12 protein-coding genes and 1 pseudogene are annotated in these 19,592 nt (G+C 61.8%); 2 read left to right on the top strand and 11 right to left on the bottom strand.

What is annotated here, in order from left to right:
* Positions 1 to 31: 31 nt before the first annotated feature.
* The 8 genes and pseudogenes from gltB to pilM form a co-directional block, all read right to left on the bottom strand.
* Positions 32 to 4,477: a glutamate synthase large subunit gene (gltB, locus tag K1567_RS13995; RefSeq protein ID WP_040265781.1), complete on the bottom strand. Its 4,446-nt coding sequence runs from the start codon at positions 4,475 to 4,477 to the stop codon at positions 32 to 34.
* A gap of 351 nt (positions 4,478 to 4,828) precedes the next feature.
* Positions 4,829 to 6,388, bottom strand: a complete 1,560-nt coding sequence (locus K1567_RS14000) for an SPOR domain-containing protein (protein WP_220698578.1) — start codon at positions 6,386 to 6,388, stop codon at positions 4,829 to 4,831.
* A 10-nt stretch (positions 6,389 to 6,398) separates the two neighbouring features.
* Entirely contained in the window at positions 6,399 to 7,499 is a 1,101-nt protein-coding gene (aroB, locus tag K1567_RS14005) for a 3-dehydroquinate synthase (protein ID WP_034095512.1), read from the bottom strand.
* Positions 7,500 to 7,624: 125 nt separating this feature from the next.
* Entirely contained in the window at positions 7,625 to 8,143 is a 519-nt protein-coding gene (aroK, locus tag K1567_RS14010; protein ID WP_003187914.1) for a shikimate kinase AroK, read from the bottom strand.
* Positions 8,144 to 8,147: 4 nt separating this feature from the next.
* Positions 8,148 to 9,404, bottom strand: a pseudogene (locus tag K1567_RS14015) (type IV pilus secretin PilQ); the annotation flags it as partial.
* Between the two features lie 139 nt (positions 9,405 to 9,543).
* On the bottom strand, positions 9,544 to 10,524 hold the full coding sequence (locus K1567_RS14020; RefSeq protein WP_047881441.1) for a pilus assembly protein PilP: 981 nt from the start codon (positions 10,522 to 10,524) through the stop codon (positions 9,544 to 9,546).
* The gene (locus tag K1567_RS14025) at positions 10,521 to 11,075 is read right to left on the bottom strand and encodes a PilN domain-containing protein (protein WP_034095509.1); all 555 of its coding nucleotides are present in this window, start codon (positions 11,073 to 11,075) and stop codon (positions 10,521 to 10,523) included. Before K1567_RS14025 ends, K1567_RS14020 begins: the two co-directional genes overlap by 4 nt.
* Positions 11,072 to 11,725 (bottom strand): type IV pilus biogenesis protein PilM, encoded by a 654-nt coding sequence (gene pilM, locus K1567_RS14030; RefSeq protein WP_232925082.1) that lies wholly within the window; start codon positions 11,723 to 11,725, stop codon positions 11,072 to 11,074. Before pilM ends, K1567_RS14025 begins: the two co-directional genes overlap by 4 nt.
* Before the next feature lie 220 nt (positions 11,726 to 11,945).
* Between pilM and K1567_RS14035 the strand changes: the two genes are divergently transcribed.
* Entirely contained in the window at positions 11,946 to 14,411 is a 2,466-nt protein-coding gene (locus K1567_RS14035; RefSeq protein ID WP_371263976.1) for a penicillin-binding protein 1A, read from the top strand.
* 212 nt (positions 14,412 to 14,623) lie between these two features.
* Here K1567_RS14035 and K1567_RS14040 read toward each other — a convergent pair whose 3' ends face one another.
* From K1567_RS14040 to rpmE, 3 genes are all read right to left on the bottom strand, one after another.
* A complete protein-coding gene (locus K1567_RS14040) occupies positions 14,624 to 15,892 on the bottom strand; it encodes a malic enzyme-like NAD(P)-binding protein (protein ID WP_034095507.1) in 1,269 nt (422 codons plus the stop codon).
* A gap of 178 nt (positions 15,893 to 16,070) precedes the next feature.
* Positions 16,071 to 16,868: a thermonuclease family protein gene (locus tag K1567_RS14045; protein ID WP_034095506.1), complete on the bottom strand. Its 798-nt coding sequence runs from the start codon at positions 16,866 to 16,868 to the stop codon at positions 16,071 to 16,073.
* A gap of 35 nt (positions 16,869 to 16,903) precedes the next feature.
* A complete protein-coding gene (rpmE, locus tag K1567_RS14050) occupies positions 16,904 to 17,122 on the bottom strand; it encodes a 50S ribosomal protein L31 (RefSeq protein ID WP_010213765.1) in 219 nt (72 codons plus the stop codon).
* Between the two features lie 216 nt (positions 17,123 to 17,338).
* On the opposite strand from rpmE, the gene K1567_RS14055 reads away from it, so the two are divergent.
* Positions 17,339 to 19,558 carry a primosomal protein N' gene (locus tag K1567_RS14055; RefSeq protein ID WP_034095505.1) on the top strand — a complete coding sequence of 740 codons (2,220 nt, stop codon included), beginning with the start codon at positions 17,339 to 17,341 and terminating at the stop codon, positions 19,556 to 19,558.
* Positions 19,559 to 19,592 lie beyond the last annotated feature (34 nt).

Below are 19,592 nucleotides of genomic sequence, written 5' to 3' on the forward strand. Positions count from 1 at the left end.
TTAAAACCTCATCAAACTCTTCAGGCGCATATCACTGCGGGTTGGCACGGATGCTGGAAAGCAACGATTTCAGGTTGGCAGCCTTGGGCTTGACCAGCCAGAAACGACGCAGGTAATCATCGAGATTCTCGGCGAGGTTGCGACCCCATTCGCTGCCGGTCTCTTCGACGTACTCGTCCAGCACGTGCTGCAAGTGGTTCCGGTAGGATTCCATGGCTTCGCCGCTGATCCGCTGGATCTCGACCAACTCGTGGTTGACCTTGTCGACGAAGGTGTTGTCCTGATCCAGCACGTAGGCGAAACCGCCGGTCATGCCTGAACCGAAGTTGTAACCGGTCTTGCCCAGTACCGCGACAAAGCCCCCGGTCATGTACTCGCAGCAGTGATCGCCAGTACCTTCCACCACCGTGTGGGCACCGGAGTTACGCACGGCAAAACGCTCACCGGCCGTACCGGCGGCGAACAGCTTGCCGCCCGTAGCGCCGTACAAGCAGGTGTTGCCGATGATGGCACTGTCCTGGGTCTTGTAGATGCTGCCCTTAGGCGGAACGATGACCAGCTTGCCGCCGGTCATGCCCTTACCCACGTAGTCGTTGGCATCGCCTTCCAGGTACATATGCAGGCCGCCGGCGTTCCAAACGCCGAAGCTTTGGCCCGCGGTGCCCTTGAAACGGAAGGTGATCGGCGCTTTCGCCATGCCCTGGTTGCCGTGCTTGCGCGCGATTTCGCCGGAGATGCGCGCGCCGATGGAACGGTCGCAGTTGCAAATATCCAGGGCGAATTCGCCACCGCTGGCGTCGTTGATCGACGATGCGGCCATCTCCACCATTTTCTCGGCCAGCAGGCCCTTGTCGAACGGCGGGTTGCGGTCGACGCCGCAGAACTGCGGTTTGTCGGCCGGGATGTGATCGCTGCCCAACAGCGGCGTGAGGTCCAGGTGCTGTTGCTTAGCGGTCTGGCCTTCAAGCACGTCCAGCAGATCGGTACGGCCAATCAGTTCTTCCAGCGAGCGCACGCCCAGCTTGGCCAGCCACTCCCGGGTCTCTTCGGCAACGTAGGTGAAAAAGTTCACCACCATGTCGACGGTGCCGATGTAGTGATCCTTGCGCAGCTTCTCGTTCTGAGTGGCGACGCCGGTGGCGCAGTTGTTCAGGTGGCAGATACGCAGGTATTTGCAGCCCAGGGCGATCATCGGCGCGGTGCCGAAGCCGAAGCTCTCGGCGCCGAGAATCGCGGCCTTGATCACGTCCAGGCCGGTTTTCAGGCCGCCGTCGGTCTGCACCCGCACTTTGCCACGCAGGTCGTTGCCGCGCAGGGTCTGGTGGGTTTCGGCCAGGCCTAGTTCCCACGGCGCGCCGGCGTACTTGATGGAGGTCAGCGGCGATGCGCCGGTGCCGCCGTCGTAGCCGGAGATGGTGATCAGGTCGGCATAGGCTTTGGCCACACCGGCGGCGATGGTGCCCACGCCGGCTTCCGCCACCAGTTTCACCGAGACCAGCGCCTGCGGGTTGACTTGTTTGAGGTCGAAAATCAGCTGCGACAAATCCTCGATCGAGTAGATGTCGTGGTGCGGCGGCGGCGAAATCAGGGTTACGCCAGGCACCGCATAACGCAGCTTAGCGATCAGACCGTTGACCTTACCGCCCGGCAACTGGCCGCCCTCACCGGGCTTGGCGCCCTGGGCGACTTTGATCTGCAGCACTTCGGCGTTGACCAGGTATTCCGGGGTCACACCGAAACGGCCAGTGGCGACCTGCTTGATTTTCGAGCTCTTGATGGTGCCGTAGCGTGCCGGGTCTTCGCCGCCTTCGCCGGAGTTGGAACGCGCACCCAGGCGGTTCATGGCTTCGGCCAGGGCTTCGTGGGCTTCGGGCGACAAGGCGCCGAGGGAAATACCCGCAGAGTCGAAGCGCTTGAGGATCGACTCCAGCGGTTCGACCTCGCTGATGTCCATCGGCGTGTCCAGGGTCTTGACCTTGAGCAAGTCGCGGATCATCGACACCGGGCGGTTATCCACCAGGCTCGTGTATTCCTTGAATTTGGCGTAGTCACCCTGTTGCACAGCGGCTTGCAGGGTGCTGACCACATCCGGGTTGTAGGCGTGGTATTCGCCACCGTGTACGAACTTGAGCAGGCCGCCTTGCTGGATCGGCTTGCGCGCGCTCCAGGCTTCGGCCGCCAGGGCTTTCTGCTCGGCTTCGATGTCGACGAAACGCGCGCCCTTGATGCGGCTCGGCACGCCACGGAAGCTCAGTTCGCAGACTTCTTCGGACAGGCCGATGGCCTCGAACAGTTGCGCACCGCGATAAGAGGTCACGGTGGAGATGCCCATCTTCGACAGGATCTTCAGCAAGCCCTTGGTGATGCCCTTGCGGTAGTTCTTGAACACCTCATAGAGGTCGCCCAGCACTTCACCGGTACGGATCAGATCACCCAGCACCTCGTAGGCCAGGAACGGGTACACCGCCGAGGCGCCGAAGCCGATCAACACCGCAAAATGATGCGGGTCGCGGGCGGTGGCGGTTTCCACGAGGATGTTGGAGTCGCAACGCAGGCCTTTTTCGGTCAGACGGTGGTGCACCGCACCGGTGGCCAGCGAAGCATGGATCGGCAACTTGCCCGGGGCGATATGGCGGTCGGTCAGCACGATCTGGGTACGACCGGCGCGCACGGCTTCTTCAGCCTGGTCGGCGACATTGCGCACGGCGGCTTCGAGGCCGAGGCTCTCGTCGTAGTTCAGGTCGATGATCTGGCGGTCGAAGCCTGGGCGATCCAGGGTCATCAGCGAGCGCCACTTGGCCGGGGAAATGACCGGCGAGCTGAGGATCACCCGAGAGGCGTGCTCAGGCGACTCCTGGAAGATGTTGCGCTCGGCACCGAGGCACACTTCCAGGGACATCACGATGGCTTCACGCAGCGGGTCGATCGGTGGGTTGGTCACCTGGGCGAACTGCTGGCGGAAATAGTCGTACGGCGTGCGCACGCGCTGGGACAGCACGGCCATCGGCGTGTCGTCGCCCATGGAGCCGACCGCCTCGTAGCCTTGCTCACCGAGCGGACGCAGCACCTGGTCGCGCTCTTCGAACGTGACCTGGTACATCTTCATGTACTGCTTGAGCTGGTCGATGTCGTAGAAGGCCGAACCGTGGTCGTTGTCTTCCATGGTCGCCTGGATGCGCAGGGCGTTCTTGCGCAGCCATTGCTTGTACGGATGCCGAGACTTCAAGCGGTTGTCGATAGCGTCGGTGTCGAGGATCTGCCCGGTTTCGGTGTCCACGGCCAGGATCTGGCCAGGGCCTACGCGGCCTTTGGCGATCACGTCTTCAGGCTTGTAGTCCCATACGCCGATCTCCGACGCCAGGGTAATAAAACCGTTGGTGGTGGTGACCCAACGCGCCGGGCGCAGACCGTTACGGTCGAGCAGGCACACCGCATAGCGACCGTCGGTCATCACCACGCCGGCCGGGCCGTCCCACGGTTCCATGTGCATCGAGTTGTACTCGTAGAATGCACGCAGATCCGGGTCCATGGTCTCGACGTTCTGCCACGCAGGCGGAATGATCATGCGTACGCCACGGAACAGGTCGATGCCGCCGGTGACCATCAGTTCGAGCATGTTGTCCATGCTGGAGGAGTCGGAACCCACGCGGTTGACCAGCGGGCCGAGTTCTTCCAGGTCCATCAGGTCGTTGGCGAACTTGGTGCGACGGGCCACGGCCCAGTTGCGGTTGCCGGTAATGGTGTTGATCTCGCCGTTGTGGGCGAGAAAGCGGAATGGCTGGGCCAGCGGCCATTTCGGCAGGGTGTTGGTGGAGAAGCGCTGGTGGAACACGCAGATCGCGGTTTGCAGGCGCTCATCGCTCAGGTCCGGATAGAAGGCGGTGAGGTCCGCCGGCATCATCAGGCCTTTGTAAATGATGGTCTTGTGGGAAAAGCTGCAGATGTAGTGGTCAGTGTCGGCAGCATTGGCCACGGACGAGCGACGACGGGAAGTGAACAGCTTGATCGCCATGTCCTGGTCGCTCAGGCCATCGCCGGCGATGAACACCTGTTCGATCTGCGGCAGACGCTCCAGGGCCAGACGGCCGAGTACGCTGGTATCGATCGGCACTTTGCGCCAGCCGACCAGTTGCAGACCGGCGGCGACGATTTCGCGGTTCATGTTTTCGCGAGCGGCTTCGGCTTTGACCGGGTCCTGGTTGAAGAACACCATGCCCACCGCATATTGCTTGGGCAGGTCGATCGCGAAATGCTCTTTGGCGACAGCGCGCAGGAACTGGTCGGGCTTTTGAATCAGCAAGCCACAACCGTCACCGGTCTTGCCGTCGGCGTTGATCCCACCACGGTGGGTCATGCAGGTCAGGGCCTCGATGGCCGTTTGCAGAAGGGTATGACTGGGCTCGCCCTGCATATGGGCTATCAGGCCGAATCCGCAGTTATCCTTGAATTCATCGGGTTGGTACAGACCTGCTTTCATAGACACTTTCTCACCAGGCTGCCTCTTATACCGAGGCAAATTTCTTTTCAATTCAACCGGTTACCTTCCACGCCGAACGTACGCCGGCTTAGCGGGGGCAAAAGGGAGGTCATTGTACACACCGACACAGACGCTCACAAATTTAGCGACGAAATGTCGCAAATCTATGTCGCATTTATGAAAGGTTTAAAGCGATATGCTGTGCTAGTCAAAACCTTTTTAATTCTGACCGCTACGACTCAAAAGCTACTGTGACGCAGACACCACAAAGCGCGCGGTCCCTAGAGACTGCACGCCATGCGATTTTTTTTGAGGTGCCGGGAGGGCGGCCTGGGTAAGGCCGCCGGATCTTCAGCGAGTTGCTGCCAGTTCTTGTTGAACGCTGGCAACAGTGCGAGGCCAAGGTTTACCAGCCTGAACCTTCGCTGGCAAGGCTTTGATGGCAGAATCAGCTGCCGCACGGCTGGAGAAGTTGCCGTAGGTGATCACGTAGAGAGGCTTGCCGTTGAGCACTTTCTTGAAATAACGGTACTCGCCGCCCTGCTCTTTGACGAACGCTTGGGCATTGGCTTCGGAGCTGGTGCCGAGGATCTGCACCACGAAATTGCCGCTCGGCTGGCTGGCGTACCAGCTGCTGCCGGCGGTGCCGGCCTTGGCCACGGTAGCGGCCGGCTTTTCAGCAGGCTTGGTCACTGGCGCCGGTTTGGCAGCTGGTGCTGGAGTGGGCGCTGCGACCGCAGGCTTGGTGACCGGTGCAGGTTTGGCGGTAGCGACAGTCGGCGCTGGGTTCGCCGCAGGCTGACCCGCAGGCACGCCTGCAGGCGGTGCGGTGGTGGTCACGGTCGGCGGCGTGGCGCTGGAGCCTTCCACCGGCACGCCGTCGTCGCCTTCGGAAATGCCGCCGGCCTCTTCGGCGAGCGGGCCACGCATCACCGGCTGGCCCACCATCGGCAGATTGGTCGGCTGACCAGAGTTGGCGAACTCCACATTCGGCGTTGGCTTGCCCAGCGGCAATTGCGCCTGCTCGGCAGGCGTGCCGGCAGTAGTAGGTGCCTTGCTGCGACCCGGGATCAACCAGGCGGCGGCAACGGCGACCACGACCACTGCGGAAATGGCCAGTACGTGCTTCTTCGGCATAGTGAACCCCATCTTTGGACGCTTGACCGCAGAGCGGCTGGCAATCATGGCTTCGATCATGGCATCGCGGGCAACCTGGTTGATGTTGCCAGGCCAGCCGCCTGCGCTTTCGTGAATATCAGAGATCTGCGCAGCGGAGAAAAGTTCGATGCCGGCCCCCGCGCCTTCGAGGCGCTGAGCCAGGTATTCGCGGGTCTCTTCTTCTTCGTAGGGCTGCAATTCGATAACGTGGAACAGCTCCTGATCGCCGCTGATCTGCTCAAGATCGGCGATCAACGAAGACTCACCGAACAGGAACACATGAGGGCGTCCCTCCGGCGTCCCCGCGGCCAGCGCCAGCAGGGCTTCCAGTGCCGACTCGTCGAGCTGCTCGGCATCGTCCACCAGCAGATAGACTTCCTGCCCGGTCAGACCCAACTGCACCACCTGCTTGAGGATTGCGTTCGGCTCGGCAGTGGACACGTCCAGCGCCTGGGCTACCTGGCTCAGAACACCGGCCGCATCGGTGGCACTACGGGCCGACACCACCACGCTCTGCACCGATTGCTTATTGGTACTGGCTACCAGAGCCTGGCGCAGCAAGGTCTTGCCGCTGCCCAAGGGACCGGTCACTACCAGCAGCAGTTGGCTATAGCGCGCGAGATGGTGAAGCTGTCCCAGCACCGGCTTGCGCTGGGCCGGGAAAAATTTGAAACCAGGCACCCGTGGAGCGAAAGGGTCGTGGCTTAACTGGTAATGGCCGAGGAACGCCTCGTCGGCATGCAAACTAGTCATGAGAATCTTATTAACCTTTAAGCTGGGCCAGGGCGCGGTAATCCGCTCCCAGCGTGGCCTGTAAAATCTCTTTCGGATAATCGTCGGTCACTACGGCTTCGCCCATGCGGCGCAGCAGCACCAGTCGCAGTCGACCGTCGATCACTTTCTTGTCTATCGCCATATGTTCGAGGAAGTCCGCCTCGGTCATCTCCTGCGGCGGAATGACCGGCAAACCAGCACGCTGGAACAGGCGGATACCGCGATCGCGCTCGTCGGCGCTGATCCAGCCCAGGCGGTGTGACATTTCCATGGCCATCACCGTGCCAGCCGCCACCGCCTCGCCATGCAACCACACACCATAGCCCATGTGGGTTTCGATCGCATGACCAAAGGTGTGGCCCAGGTTCAGGGTGGCCCGTACGCCGGATTCGCGTTCGTCGGCGTTCACCACCAGCGCCTTGGCCGCGCAAGAGCGGGAAATCGCTTCGGTGAGCGCTACCTGATCGAGACCGCGCAAGGCGTCCATGTGCTCTTCCAGCCAAGTCAGGAAGGGCTCATCGCAGATCAGCCCGTACTTGATGACTTCCGCCAGACCCGCCGACAACTCACGCGGTGGCAGGGTGTTGAGGGTGGCGGTGTCGATCAGCACAGCATTGGGCTGATAGAACGCGCCGACCATGTTCTTGCCCAGCGGATGGTTGATGCCGGTCTTGCCGCCCACCGACGAATCGACCTGGGACAACAGGGTGGTTGGCACCTGGATAAAGTCCACGCCGCGCTGGTAGCAGGCGGCGGCAAAACCGGCCATATCGCCGATCACGCCACCGCCGAGGGCGACCACCGTGGTACGCCGGTCATGGCGCGCCGTCAGCAGGCCATCGAAGATCAGTTGCAGGGTTTGCCAGTTCTTGTGGGCTTCGCCGTCGGGCAGCACCACGGAAATCACTGAGTAGGCCGCCAGACTGCGGCTCAGACGCTCAAGATACAGCGGCGCGACTGTTTCGTTGGAGATGATCGCCACTTGCCGCCCGGCAATATGCGGCGCGAGCAACTCGGGCTGGTCCAACAGACCCTCGCCAATGTGGATCGGGTAGCTGCGCTCGCCTAGATCGACCTTAAGTGTCTGCATGTGTCCCCGCGTGAGAGATGAATTGACGACCGGTAACGTCGAGGTCCGACGCTGCCTGATGGCTCTACGCCACACCGCTCAGGGTGATGGCGCGACGCCGAGAATAGCGCATTTCGCCCCTGGCTTTAACGGGGAGGCAGCCGTTGCAGGCGTTCGAGAATGTCCAGCACCACCATGCGTGGCGGCCGCTCATCGGTTTCCACCACCAGGTCGGCGATTTCCCGATACAGCGGATCGCGCAGCGCCAGCAGATCGCGCAAGGTTTTCGCCGGGTCGGCGGTGCGCAGCAAAGGGCGATTGCGATCACGAGCGGTACGGCCCACCTGCTGCTCGACCGACGCATGCAGATAGACCACCCGACCACCGGCATGCAGCGCTCGGCGATTTTCATCGCGCATCACCGCGCCACCGCCGGTAGCCAATACCACGCCATCGCAGCCGCACAGTTCGGCGATCATCGCCTGCTCACGGTCGCGAAAGCCCAGTTCGCCTTCTTTATCGAAGATCCACGGGATATTGGCACCCGTGCGCAATTCAATTTCCTTATCGGAGTCTTTGAATGGCAGGCGCAGCTCTTTGGCCAGCAAACGGCCGATGGTGCTTTTTCCAGCCCCCATCGGTCCTACAAGAATCAAATTTCGCACAGAATCAACGACTCACAGCAATCGCCTGGTTATTCATAATACGCGGAGTCAGGAATACCAGCAGCTCGGATTTTTTCTCCGCCAGCATATCGCGCCGGAAAAGGCGGCCAAGATACGGCACATCGCCCAAAAATGGCACTTTATCTACCACTTTGCTTTGGGTATTGGAGAAAACTCCACCGATCACGATGGTCTCGCCATCCCTGACGAGGACCTTGGCATTGACCTCGTTTTTCTTGATCGGCGGTACGTCATTGAGCCGGTTGAGGTAGTCGGGCTCATCCTTGGTGACTTTCACCTCCATGATCACCCGGTCGTCGGGGGTGATCTGCGGGGTGACTTCCAGCGATAACGAGGCCTCCTTGAACGACACCGATGTCGCGCCGCTGGAGCTGGATTCCTGATACGGAATCTCGGTGCCCTTGAGGATGCGCGCGGTCTCCTTGTCGGAGGTCACCACTTTGGGCTGCGAGACGATTTCACCGTTGCCGGTCTTTTCCATGGCCGTCAGTTCCAGGTCCAGCAGCAGATTGTCGGTGATATAGGCCACCCCCAGACCGGACGACGCGGTCACCGCGCCCAGATCGACAAACGGCGAGCTGGGTGGGTTCTCCGGCGGTTGCGCGCCCTCCGGCAGCGGCTTAGGCATACCGCCGGCCTGCCAGTTGCCGCTCGTGAGTCGCCCACCCCAGCGCGCGCCGAGGCTTTTGTCGTAATCGACGTTGGCCTCCACGATTCGCGCTTCGATCATGACCTGGCGCACCGGAATATCCAGCTGCGCCACGATCCGCCGAAGCTCGTCGAGGCGTTCGCCGGTCTGGTAAGCGATGATGTTATTGGTGCGATCGTCCACCGCCACCGAACCGCGCTCGTCGGTAGCACCTTCCAGGCCGGTCACTGATTGGAACAGCTTGGCCAGGTCCGCCGCCTTGGCGTAGTTGACCTGCAACAGCTCGCGACGCAACGGCGCCAAGTCGGCCATTTGTTTGCGTGATTCCAGCGTCAGCAGTTCGCGGGCCGCCAACTCCTCGGCGGGCGCCACCAGCAATACCCCGGCCTTGATCCGCTTGTCCAACCCCTTGGCTTGCAGCACCAGGTCGAGGGCCTGATCCCATGGCACGCCTTTGAGGCGCAGTGTGATCGTACCCTGCACGTCGTCGCCGGCGACCAGGTTCAGGCCTGCAACATCGGCGATCTGCTGCAGCACGGCACGTACTTCGATGTTCTGGAAATTGAGGTTGAGCGGTTCGCCGCTAAAGGCACTCACCACCGCCCTGCCAGGGGGCGGCAATTGGATGAGGTCCACACGATTGGGCACAGCGGCAGCCATCGGTGCCGTAAGCGCTATCCATAGCGCTACACCGAAGGACAGGAAAGTCCTTTTCATTTGCTTGATTCCGTTATGAGTTGACGTTCAGCACGAGGGTTCGCGGGCGCTCCAGCCAGGCACCCTGTTTATCGGGAAACAGCTCGACCAATTCGATATGGTTGTCATGAATGGCCGTGACTCGACCGTAATCGGGCCCCAGGTAATCGCCGACCGCCAGGCGATGCACCGTGGACGCCACTCGCAGCAGGGCGAAGGTCTGCGCCCCACGAGAGAGCGTGCCGACCATTTCGAATCGGTCCAGGGCAAGCCCCTCCAGCAGCCCCCTTGGCCGCATCGGGTCCGGCCCAGGCGCGCGCCGCCCTGCCACATGCTCGACCTGCAAGCTCAACGGCTGGAACGGGTCGCGCAGGCCGGCCACACGGTAGATAAAGCGCGGTTTGCGCAACGGCGACGGCTCAGCCTCATCCCTCACCGACGATGGCAGCGCACGCCGGTAGATCCTGGCCTGCAGGTCAAGCCGCAACAAGCGGCCATCCGCTTGCAGGCGCATCTCATGCACCGTGGTAAATCGCGACAGATCAGCCAAGGCACTGACGAACGAGGCGAGGTCGTGATAGGCGCCAGTGAGGCCGATCTGCACAGGCTGCTCGGCATACAGAGGGCGCAGTTGTTCATCCTGGGGGAGCACGGACTCGATCACCAAGCCATTGGCCAAGGCCAATCGGGCGATATCTTCCAGCATGCTTGGCATCTGGGGCCCACCCGGCAGTTGTCGCAACAGCCCCTCGACCTGGGCCTGCTTGAGTTGGAGCTGACGAGCGCGCTCTTCGAGTTCGGACGCTAAAACAGCTGATTCCGCGAGCTGCCGTTGCAGGGCCATCTCTTGCGCCTGCGCCTGCTGCAACCGGACGCGGGCGGGACCAAGCTGCATCAGCTCACCCATCGCCAGCACCAGGCCGCCCAGGGCACAGCCCAGCAAGACCTTGCCAGGTAGGGGCCATTTTGCAGCGCGGTGAGAGAACGCGGAAAATTCGAGCCGGGGCCGGCTCATGGCTGGGCCTCGGAGGACGCTCCCTGGCGCACCATCAGTTGGAATCCATTGCTGCCTTGCGCGCCTTCGGTGCGCACATGCTGCAAACGAGCCCCATGGGCGCCCTCCGATGCTTCCAGACGACGCATCAATTGGGCGATATCCTGGCTGGATTCGGCGGTGCCGCTGATACTCAACGTATCGCCTTTGGCCACGACCTCATGCAAATGCACGCCATCGGGCACCGCACGGGCCAACTGATCCAACAATCGGGCACCGGATGAGTGGCCGTTGTGCAGGTCCTGCACGACCTTCATCCGCTCAGCCAGTTGCTGGCTTTGCGCCTCTAGGTCGCCAAGGGTCTTGATACTGGAATCCTGAGTGGCTATGTCATTTCCCAGGTGGTTATTGCGCGTCACCTGCCGATCGATCGCTTGGTCAATCACCTGATCCGCCAACCACACGACAACCAACGCCATGCACACGAACGCCAGAAGCAGCGCCACAAAATAGTGACGGCGTCGTTCAGCCTGGGCTTGGCGCCAGGGCAAAAGGTTGATTCGTGTCTTCAAGCGAAACTCCTCAGGGCCAGCCCGCAAGCAACTCCCATCCCTTGGCCATCTACGGCCCATTGTGCGCCATCGACGCGATTGCACGGCGTGAAGCTGGCGAAATCCTGACTGCTCGCGCGCGCCAATGCAAACGCTTCAACATCGACCACCGCCGGTATGAGCCCCGCCATGGTCAAAACCGCCTCGCGCGCTTCGACATGCTCCTTCAGGCATGCCGCCAGCAACACCTCGACCCGCTCCGCCTTCTGGACCGAGCGCCCCTGGACTAGAAAGTCGATGGCCATGTCATCCAGTGGATAAGGAATGTACTGCTCGGCCTCCCGCTCGACCATCGCCAGCATCGCTTCGTCAGTAAGCCCCGCCTCCAGCTCGATGAGTCGCGTAATGACCGATGGCCCGCTCACTGCGACCGCTGCGCGCCGAACCCTCGTCTGCAACTTGAGCAAAGCGGTGTGCAACGCCTGGCCGATGCCGTCCAGGTCCAGGAACGCACCGTCGATCACCGCCCCGGCGGGTAGCCCCTGCGTTACGTAACCTTTAACGCTGAAACCTGCGGGCGAGCGCCCCAGTTCGACCAGCCTGATGGCCGTGTCATTGATATCGATGCCCAGCAAGGTATCGACTTTTCGCCTGAATAATCCCTTTCCCATAAAACTCCCTAGAACATTGCCTGTCATACCGCCTGGTTGCCGCGGGACGCCGTGCATTCGGTCGACTTGTTGCAGAGGCGCGAATGACGCCCCAGGCCGAAAATGCTTTAATGCCCAGCGTTTTTTCCCGCTTTTTATCTGCAGCTCGGGTTGATCCATCGTTTGCCATGCATGCCCCGACGCCTAACCCATTCTTTTCTCTGGAAATCCAAAAGCCTTGATTCGTCTGCTGAAGTTTTTCGGGTACTCCATTGTCGCCATCGTCTGCGGGCTGCTGCTCGTGCTCAGCGGGGCGTACCTCTACCTTAGTCCGGGTTTGCCGTCGGTAGAGGCCCTTAGAAGTATCCAGTTGCAGATTCCTTTGCGGGTCTACAGCAGCGATGAAAAACTCATCGCGGAGTTCGGCGAAATGCGCCGCACACCGATCCGTTTTGCCGACATTCCGCCTAATTTCATCAGCGCCCTGCTGTCGGCCGAGGACGATAATTTTGCCAACCACTATGGCGTCGACCCCAGCAGCCTGGTGCGCGCCGCCACCCAGTTGGTAAAAAGCGGACACATTCAATCCGGTGGCAGCACCATCACCATGCAGGTGGCGAAGAACTTCTTCCTCACCAGCGAGCGCAGCTTTTCGCGCAAAGCCACTGAAATCCTGTTGGCACTGCAGATCGAGCGACAGCTGACCAAGGACGAGATCCTTGAGCTGTACGTCAACAAGATCTACCTGGGCAACCGCGCCTACGGCATTGAAGCCGCCTCCCAGGTGTACTACGGCAAGTCCATCCGCGACGCCAGCCTGGCGCAGATGGCTATGATCGCCGGCCTGCCCAAGGCGCCTTCGCGCTTCAACCCACTGGCCAACCCGGCGCGTAGCAAAGAGCGACGCGACTGGATCCTGGGGCGCATGTACAAGTTGGGCAAGATCGACCAGGCCGCTTACGAAAGCGCCGTGGCCGAGCCGCTGAACGCCAGCTATCACGTACCGACGCCGGAAGTGAACGCCCCGTATATCGCCGAAATGGCCCGCGCCGAGATGGTCGGCCGCTACGGCAGCGATGCCTACACCGAAGGCTTCCGCGTGACCACCACGGTTCCGAGCGACCTGCAGGAAATCGCCAACGATGCGGTGCATTCCGGTCTGATTTCCTACGACCAGCGCCACGGCTATCGCGGCCCTGAATCGCGTCTGCCGGGCAAGACACTCAGCGCCTGGACCGCAGAATTGAGCAAACAGCGCCCCATCAGCGGCTTGGAACCCGCCATCGTCACCCAGGTGAAAAAAGACGGCCTGCAAGTGCTGACCCGTACCGGCGAGGCCCATGTGGCCTGGGACAGCATGAAATGGGCGCGCCCTTTCCTGAACACCAACAGCATGGGCGCCATGCCCAAGCAGCCGTCGGACGTCGCGCAAGTGGGCGATTTGATCCGCGTGCAACGCCAGAAGGACGACAGCTTGAAGTTCAGCCAGGTGCCGCTGGCCCAGGGCGCACTGGTGTCGCTGGATCCGCAGAACGGTGCGATTCGCGCCCTGGTCGGCGGTTTCGCGTTCGAGCAGAGCAACTACAACCGCGCCACCCAGGCCAAGCGCCAGCCCGGTTCGAGCTTCAAGCCGTTCATCTACAGCGCCGCACTGGACAACGGCTACACCGCCGCCAGCCTGGTCAACGATGCGCCTATCGTGTTCGTCGACGAGTACCTGGACAAAGTCTGGCGCCCGAAGAACGACACCAATACCTTCCTTGGCCCGATCCGTATCCGCGAGGCGTTGTACAAGTCACGTAACCTGGTATCGATCCGTTTGCTGCAAGCCATGGGCGTCGGCAAGACCATCGACTACATCACGCGCTTTGGCTTCAATAAGTCGGACCTGCCGCCGAACCTGTCGTTGGCCCTGGGTACCGCCACCCTCACGCCGATGGAAATCGCCACCGGCTGGAGCACCTTTGCCAACGGCGGCTACAAGATCGCGCCGTACCTGATCGACAAGATCGAAAGCCGCAATGGCGACACCCTGTTCACTGCCAACCCGCCACGGGTTCCGGGTGATGTGGTCAACGGCGTAGTTGCCACCGATGGCCTGGCTGCGCCGAGCCACGGCGGGATCACCATCGAGCCAGCACCCGGCACGACTCCGGCAGCCGCCAACCCTAGCGCCCCTAGCGAACCGCAGGCACCGGCTGTGGCCGAACGTGTTGTAGATGGCCGTACCACCTACATCCTCAACAGCATCCTGGAAGATGTGATCAAGAAGGGCACCGGCCGCCGCGCCCTGGCCCTGGGCCGCGCAGATATCGCAGGCAAGACCGGCACCACCAACGAATCCAAGGACGCTTGGTTCTCCGGCTACAACGGCGACTACGTCACTACGGTATGGACCGGCTATGACCAGCCGGAAAGCCTCGGACGCCGGGAGTTCGGCGGCACCGTCGCGCTGCCGATCTGGATGAGTTACATGGGCGCTGCGTTGAAGGACAAGCCGCTGCACACCCAGCCGGAGCCGGAAGGCATCCTCAGCCTGCGGATCGACCCGATCAGCGGCCGCGCTGCCTCGCCAAGCACGCCGAATGCGTATTTCGAACTGTTCAAGAGCGAAGATACGCCGCCGTCGGTCAATGAGCTGGGCAACGGCGTCGTGCCGGGCAGCCCGCTGCCCGCAGACGAGTCGGCGCCGATCGATCTGTTCTAACCTGAACCTTAAGCCTACGCAGAACCCAATGTGGAAGGGGGCTTGCCCCCGATAGCACTGGACCAGCCAACTCATCGAGTGACTGACACACCGCCATCGGGGGCAAGCCCCCTCCCACATTTGATCTGCACAGGACACCCGTTAATCGCCACCCCAACAAAAAGCCCCGACTCGCGAGAGACGGGGCTTTTTTGTTGGTGCGCTACAACGGCTTAGCCGTTGAACACATCATCCACGCTTTGCAGCGGGTAGTGCTTCGGATACGGCAGGGTAGCCACACCGGTCTCGATCGCAGCCTTGGCTACGGCGTCGGAGATCACGGTGATCAGGCGCTTGTCCATTGGCTTCGGAATGATGTACTCACGACCGAATTCCAGCTTGGCGCCACCGTAGGCGTCGCAAACGTCCTGAGGGACTGGCAGTTTGGCCAGTTCACGCAGGGCGTTGGCGGCCGCTACTTTCATTTCTTCGTTGATGCGCTTGGCGCGAACGTCCAGGGCGCCACGGAAGATGAACGGGAAGCCCAACACGTTGTTGACCTGGTTCGGGTAGTCCGAACGGCCAGTGGCCATGATCACGTCGTTACGGGTGGCGTGAGCCAGTTCCGGCGCGATTTCAGGGTCCGGGTTGGAGCAGGCGAACACGATCGGGTTGGCCGCCATGGACTTGAGGCCTTCGGCGCTCAGCAAGTTCGGGCCGGACAGGCCGACGAACACATCAGCACCGTTCAGGGCGTCAGCCAGGGTGCGCTTGGAGGACGGGTGGGCAAACATCGCCTTGTACTGGTTCAGATCGGTACGCTCGGACTGGATCACGCCCTTGCTGTCGACCATGTAGATGTTCTCCAGCTTGGCGCCCATGCTGACGATCAGCTTCATGCAGGAGATAGCCGCCGCGCCGGCGCCCAGGCAAACGATCTTGGCGTCAGCCAGGGTTTTGCCAGCGATTTCCAGGGCGTTGATCATGCCGGCCGCGGTTACGATCGCGGTGCCGTGCTGGTCATCGTGGAATACCGGAATGTCGCACTGCTCGATCAGGGCCTTTTCGATCTCGAAGCACTCAGGTGCCTTGATGTCTTCCAGGTTGATGCCACCGAAGGTGATGGAGATGCGTTTGACGGTGTCGATGAAAGCCTGCGGGCTCTCGGAATCGACTTCGATGTCGAACACGTCGATGCCGGCAAAGCGCTTGAACAGCACGCCTTTACCTTCCATGACTGGTTTGGACGCCAATGGGCCGAGGTTGCCCAGGCCGAGAATCGCGGTGCCATCGGAAATCACTGCAACCAAGTTGCCTTTGCCGGTGTACTTGTACGCCAGCTCGGGGTCGCGAGCGATTTCACGTACGGGCTCGGCCACGCCAGGGCTGTAGGCCAGCGACAGGTCGCGGGCGGTGGCGGTGGCTTTGGTGAGCTCTACACTCAGCTTTCCTGGACGAGGATGGGCATGATATTCGAGAGCGGCAGTTTTCAAATCAGACATATCGGCATTCCGCTTTTACTGTTGGTCGACGGACCGCCGAGGATACGCGTGTCGTAAAGCCCCTACAAGACTGGGCAGTCACCGGTGTCAAGGCCCCAAAGCGCCGTACTTTGGTCTAAGGCCACGGGATACAAGGGCTGGACTGTTCACAATCCCATTAAAAAATGTCTACAATTTTTTATTCGCGCTGCACTTTCAGCATGCTGGAATCGGTCAGCGGCAGTAACCAGCGCGCTTGATGGGTTTTAAGGCCACCCCGCCGGGAGCGATCCTGTACCCAGCCACGGGCCTCGACGGTCTTGCCTTGCAGACCAGTGAGCAGGCGCGAGTCGAATTGTCGGGCCTGATCGGGTGCAATGCGTAATACCAATGAGCCCTGTAACTCGATCCAGATTCCGCCACGATTGCGCTCGATGCTCCGGACTTGCCCGCTGATGACTGCGAACCCGGAACGCTTGATGTGCGCCACCGAGCGCACCGGCGATTGCCGCCACAGCCCCACTCGCGCTTTGCGCGCGCTGTTTTCGGCCGCCTGCTGACAGGCCACCAGATCGATATTCGGCGCGACGCCCACCTGAAACCCCAGCCCATCGGCGAGCAATTGCGCTTCCAGATTGCGGCCATTGGCGCCGTAGAGATGGGCCAGGGTTCGCCCATAGTGATCCTTGGCTTCGCGCCCCGGCACCAGGCCGACCCGCCCGTCACTGGCCTGCACCAAGGCTTGCAGACGCTCGCGCGCGGCGACGGCGAACGGCTCGTCCGGCCGCCCCTTTTTACCAGTTTCCGGCGCATTGAGGCCGATCATACGCACACTGCGGCCATCCTTGAGGCGCACGGTGTCGCCGTCCACCACGCGCTGCACCTCCACCTGAACCAAGGACGCCGGCGCCGGGCAAAACACCTCGGCCTGAACCGCCGAAAGCCAAATCCCAGGCACAAAAAAGGCGCCCACAAGGGACGCCTTTTTTATCAGCATGGAAAAACCGCAGCGGCTTCCCAAGTTGATCGGCCTTAGGCCTTTTTGGCACCGAAAGCACCGAAACGGTCAGCAAAGCGCTGTACACGGCCGCCGGTGTCCAGAGTTTTCTGCTTACCGGTGTAGAACGGGTGGCACTCGTTGCATACGTCAGTACCCAGTGGCTTGCACAGGTTCGAACGGGTTTCGAACTTGTTGCCGCAGCTGCAGGTTACTTCGATAGTTTCGTACGCTGGATGGATATCGGCTTTCATGGTGACTTCCTCGGGCTAGCGTGCCGCCACTCGACACTATTGTCGAATACCGCACGTAATTAGGCCGCGGATTCTACCAGACCTTTGCAATCGCGCAAGCGGACCTTACCGTCAGCAAGCCCCTTTCATCAGAAAACCACGGCATACCCATTAACGCCCTCCTCTGCTAGGCTCGCGCCCCTGCGCCACCGCCTGCCTTTATATGAGACTCCCCGCGTGCCCGACGCCATTTTGCGCCTCGCCCTGCCTTCGCCCCTGCGCCGCCTGTTCGATTACCGGGCGCCGGCCGGCGTGTTGCGTGCGCAGTTGCAGCCGGGCATGCGGGTACGCGTGCCGTTCGGCCGGCGGGAAATGATCGGCATCTTGGTGGAAGTTGCCGACCACAGCGAAGTGCCCGCCGAGAAACTCAAGCCGGCCGTGGCGATCCTAGACGCCACGCCGCCGTTGCCACCGGCGCTGTTCAAGCTGTGCTTGTGGACCGCCCAGTATTACCAGCACAGCCTGGGCGACACCTTAAGTTGGGCGCTGCCAGTGTTGCTGCGCCAGGGCGAACTGGCCGAGGCGCGCCAGGAGCGTTTCTGGTCGACGGTGCCTGGCGCGCGCCTGGACGACCCACGCATCGCCCGCGCGCCGCGTCAGCGCGAAGCCTTGGCGACGCTGGCCCAACACCCCCATGGCGTAGCCCATCAGTTGTTGAGCAAGCTGATGTTGAGCAAGGACAGCCTCGACCTGCTGCTCGCCAAAGGCCTGGTGCAGGTGGAAATCCGCAAGCATGCCCCAGACGCCCGCCACGAACATTGGCTGGCCCAACCGGAACTGCCGCTGAACGCCGAGCAACGCGCCGCCTATGAAGCCATTCGCGCCGGCTTCGACAGCTTCCACGCGTTCCTGCTGGCCGGGGTCACTGGTAGCGGCAAGACCGAAGTCTATTTGCAACTGATCCGCGAAACCCTGCAGGCCGGCAAACAAGCCTTGGTGTTGATTCCGGAGATCAACCTCGGCCCGCAAACCCTGGCGCGCTTCGAACAGCGTTTCAACGCGCGTATCGCCCTGGTGCATTCGGCGGTCAACGACCGCGAGCGCCTGGAGTCCTGGCTGGCGGCGCGGGACGGCGAGGCCGACATCATCATCGGCACCCGTTCGGCGCTGTTCACGCCGATGAAAAATCCCGGGTTGATCATCATCGACGAGGAGCACGACGGCTCCTATAAGCAGCAGGAAGGCTTGCGCTACCACGCCCGCGACCTGGCACTGGTGCGCGCGCGCCAGGAAGACATTCCGATTGTGCTGGGCTCAGCCACACCATCCTTGGAGAGCTTGCACAACGCCTATACCGGCCGGTACGGACTCCTACGCTTGAATGAGCGGGCCGGTGGCGCCAAGCAGCCACGCTTCCTGCGTCTGGACGTGAAAAGCCGTCCGCTGGACAGTGGTATTTCCGGGCCGATGCAACAAGCCATCGGCCAGACCCTTGCCGCCGGCCAGCAAGTGCTGGTGTTCCTCAACCGTCGTGGATTTGCCCCCACCCTGCTGTGCCATGACTGCGGCTGGATGTCCGAGTGCGAACGCTGCGATGCGCGCATGACCGTGCACCAGCGCTACGGCGAATTGCGCTGCCATCACTGCGGCCATGTGGAGCGGGTGCCGCGCCACTGCCCGCAGTGCGGCAAGGTGGACCTGCGACCGGTCGGCGCGGGCACCGAACGCGCCGAGGAACGCCTGGGCATTCTGTTCCCGGATTACCCGGTGCTGCGGGTCGACCGCGACAGCACGTCGCGCAAGGACGCGATGAACCAACTGTTTGCCACCATCCAGAAGGGCCACCCGTGCATTCTGGTGGGCACCCAGATGCTTGCCAAAGGCCATCACTTCCCTCGGGTGACCCTGGTGTCGATCCTGGACGCCGATGGTGGCCTGTTCTCCGGTGATTTCCGCGCCAGCGAGCGCATGGCGCAGTTGATCGTGCAGGTCGCCGGCCGCGCGGGACGGGCCGAGGAGCCCGGGCGGGTGATTATCCAGACGCACCTGGCCGACCATCCGTTGCTGATCCAACTGACCGAGCAAGGCTACTTCGCCTTTGCCGAACAGGCCCTGAGCGAACGCCGTTCCGCAGGCCTGCCGCCATTCGCACACTTGGCGCTGCTGCGCGCCGAGGCGCATAAACCGGGGCAGGCCGAAGGTTTTCTGGATGAAGCGTGCAGCGCCGCCGAACGTTTGCTCGGTGAGTTGGGTCTGACCGGCATTGAACTGCTTGGCCCGGTGCCCGCGCCCATGGAGCGCCGCGCTGGACGTTATCGGGCACAGCTGCTGCTGCAAGCCAGCGCGCGAGCCCCCTTGCATCGCCTGTTAAGTAGCTGGTTACTTGCGCTGGAGCAAATGCCGAGCGGTCGCCAGGTGAGATGGTCGCTGGACGTAGACCCGGTAGATTTGTATTAAGCCTGGCCACAGGTCCCGCGAAGGTTGGCAAGCC

The sequence above is a fragment of the Pseudomonas sp. S5F11 genome (assembly GCF_019641515.1).
GTDB classification, from domain to species: Bacteria; Pseudomonadota; Gammaproteobacteria; order Pseudomonadales; family Pseudomonadaceae; genus Aquipseudomonas; species Aquipseudomonas rhodesiae.

Bases quoted from the DNA above. Each gene is read 5' to 3' on its own strand.
- gltB (WP_040265781.1), bottom strand. From the start codon at position 4,477: ATGAAAGCAGGTCTGTACCAACCCGATGAATTCAAGGATAACTGCGGA.
- K1567_RS14000 (WP_220698578.1), bottom strand. From the start codon at position 6,388: ATGACTAGTTTGCATGCCGACGAGGCGTTCCTCGGCCATTACCAGTTA.
- aroB (WP_034095512.1), bottom strand. From the start codon at position 7,499: ATGCAGACACTTAAGGTCGATCTAGGCGAGCGCAGCTACCCGATCCAC.
- K1567_RS14020 (WP_047881441.1), bottom strand. From the start codon at position 10,524: ATGAGCCGGCCCCGGCTCGAATTTTCCGCGTTCTCTCACCGCGCTGCA.
- pilM (WP_232925082.1), bottom strand. From the start codon at position 11,725: ATGGGAAAGGGATTATTCAGGCGAAAAGTCGATACCTTGCTGGGCATC.
- K1567_RS14040 (WP_034095507.1), bottom strand. From the start codon at position 15,892: ATGTCTGATTTGAAAACTGCCGCTCTCGAATATCATGCCCATCCTCGT.
- K1567_RS14045 (WP_034095506.1), bottom strand. From the start codon at position 16,868: ATGCTGATAAAAAAGGCGTCCCTTGTGGGCGCCTTTTTTGTGCCTGGG.
- rpmE (WP_010213765.1), bottom strand. From the start codon at position 17,122: ATGAAAGCCGATATCCATCCAGCGTACGAAACTATCGAAGTAACCTGC.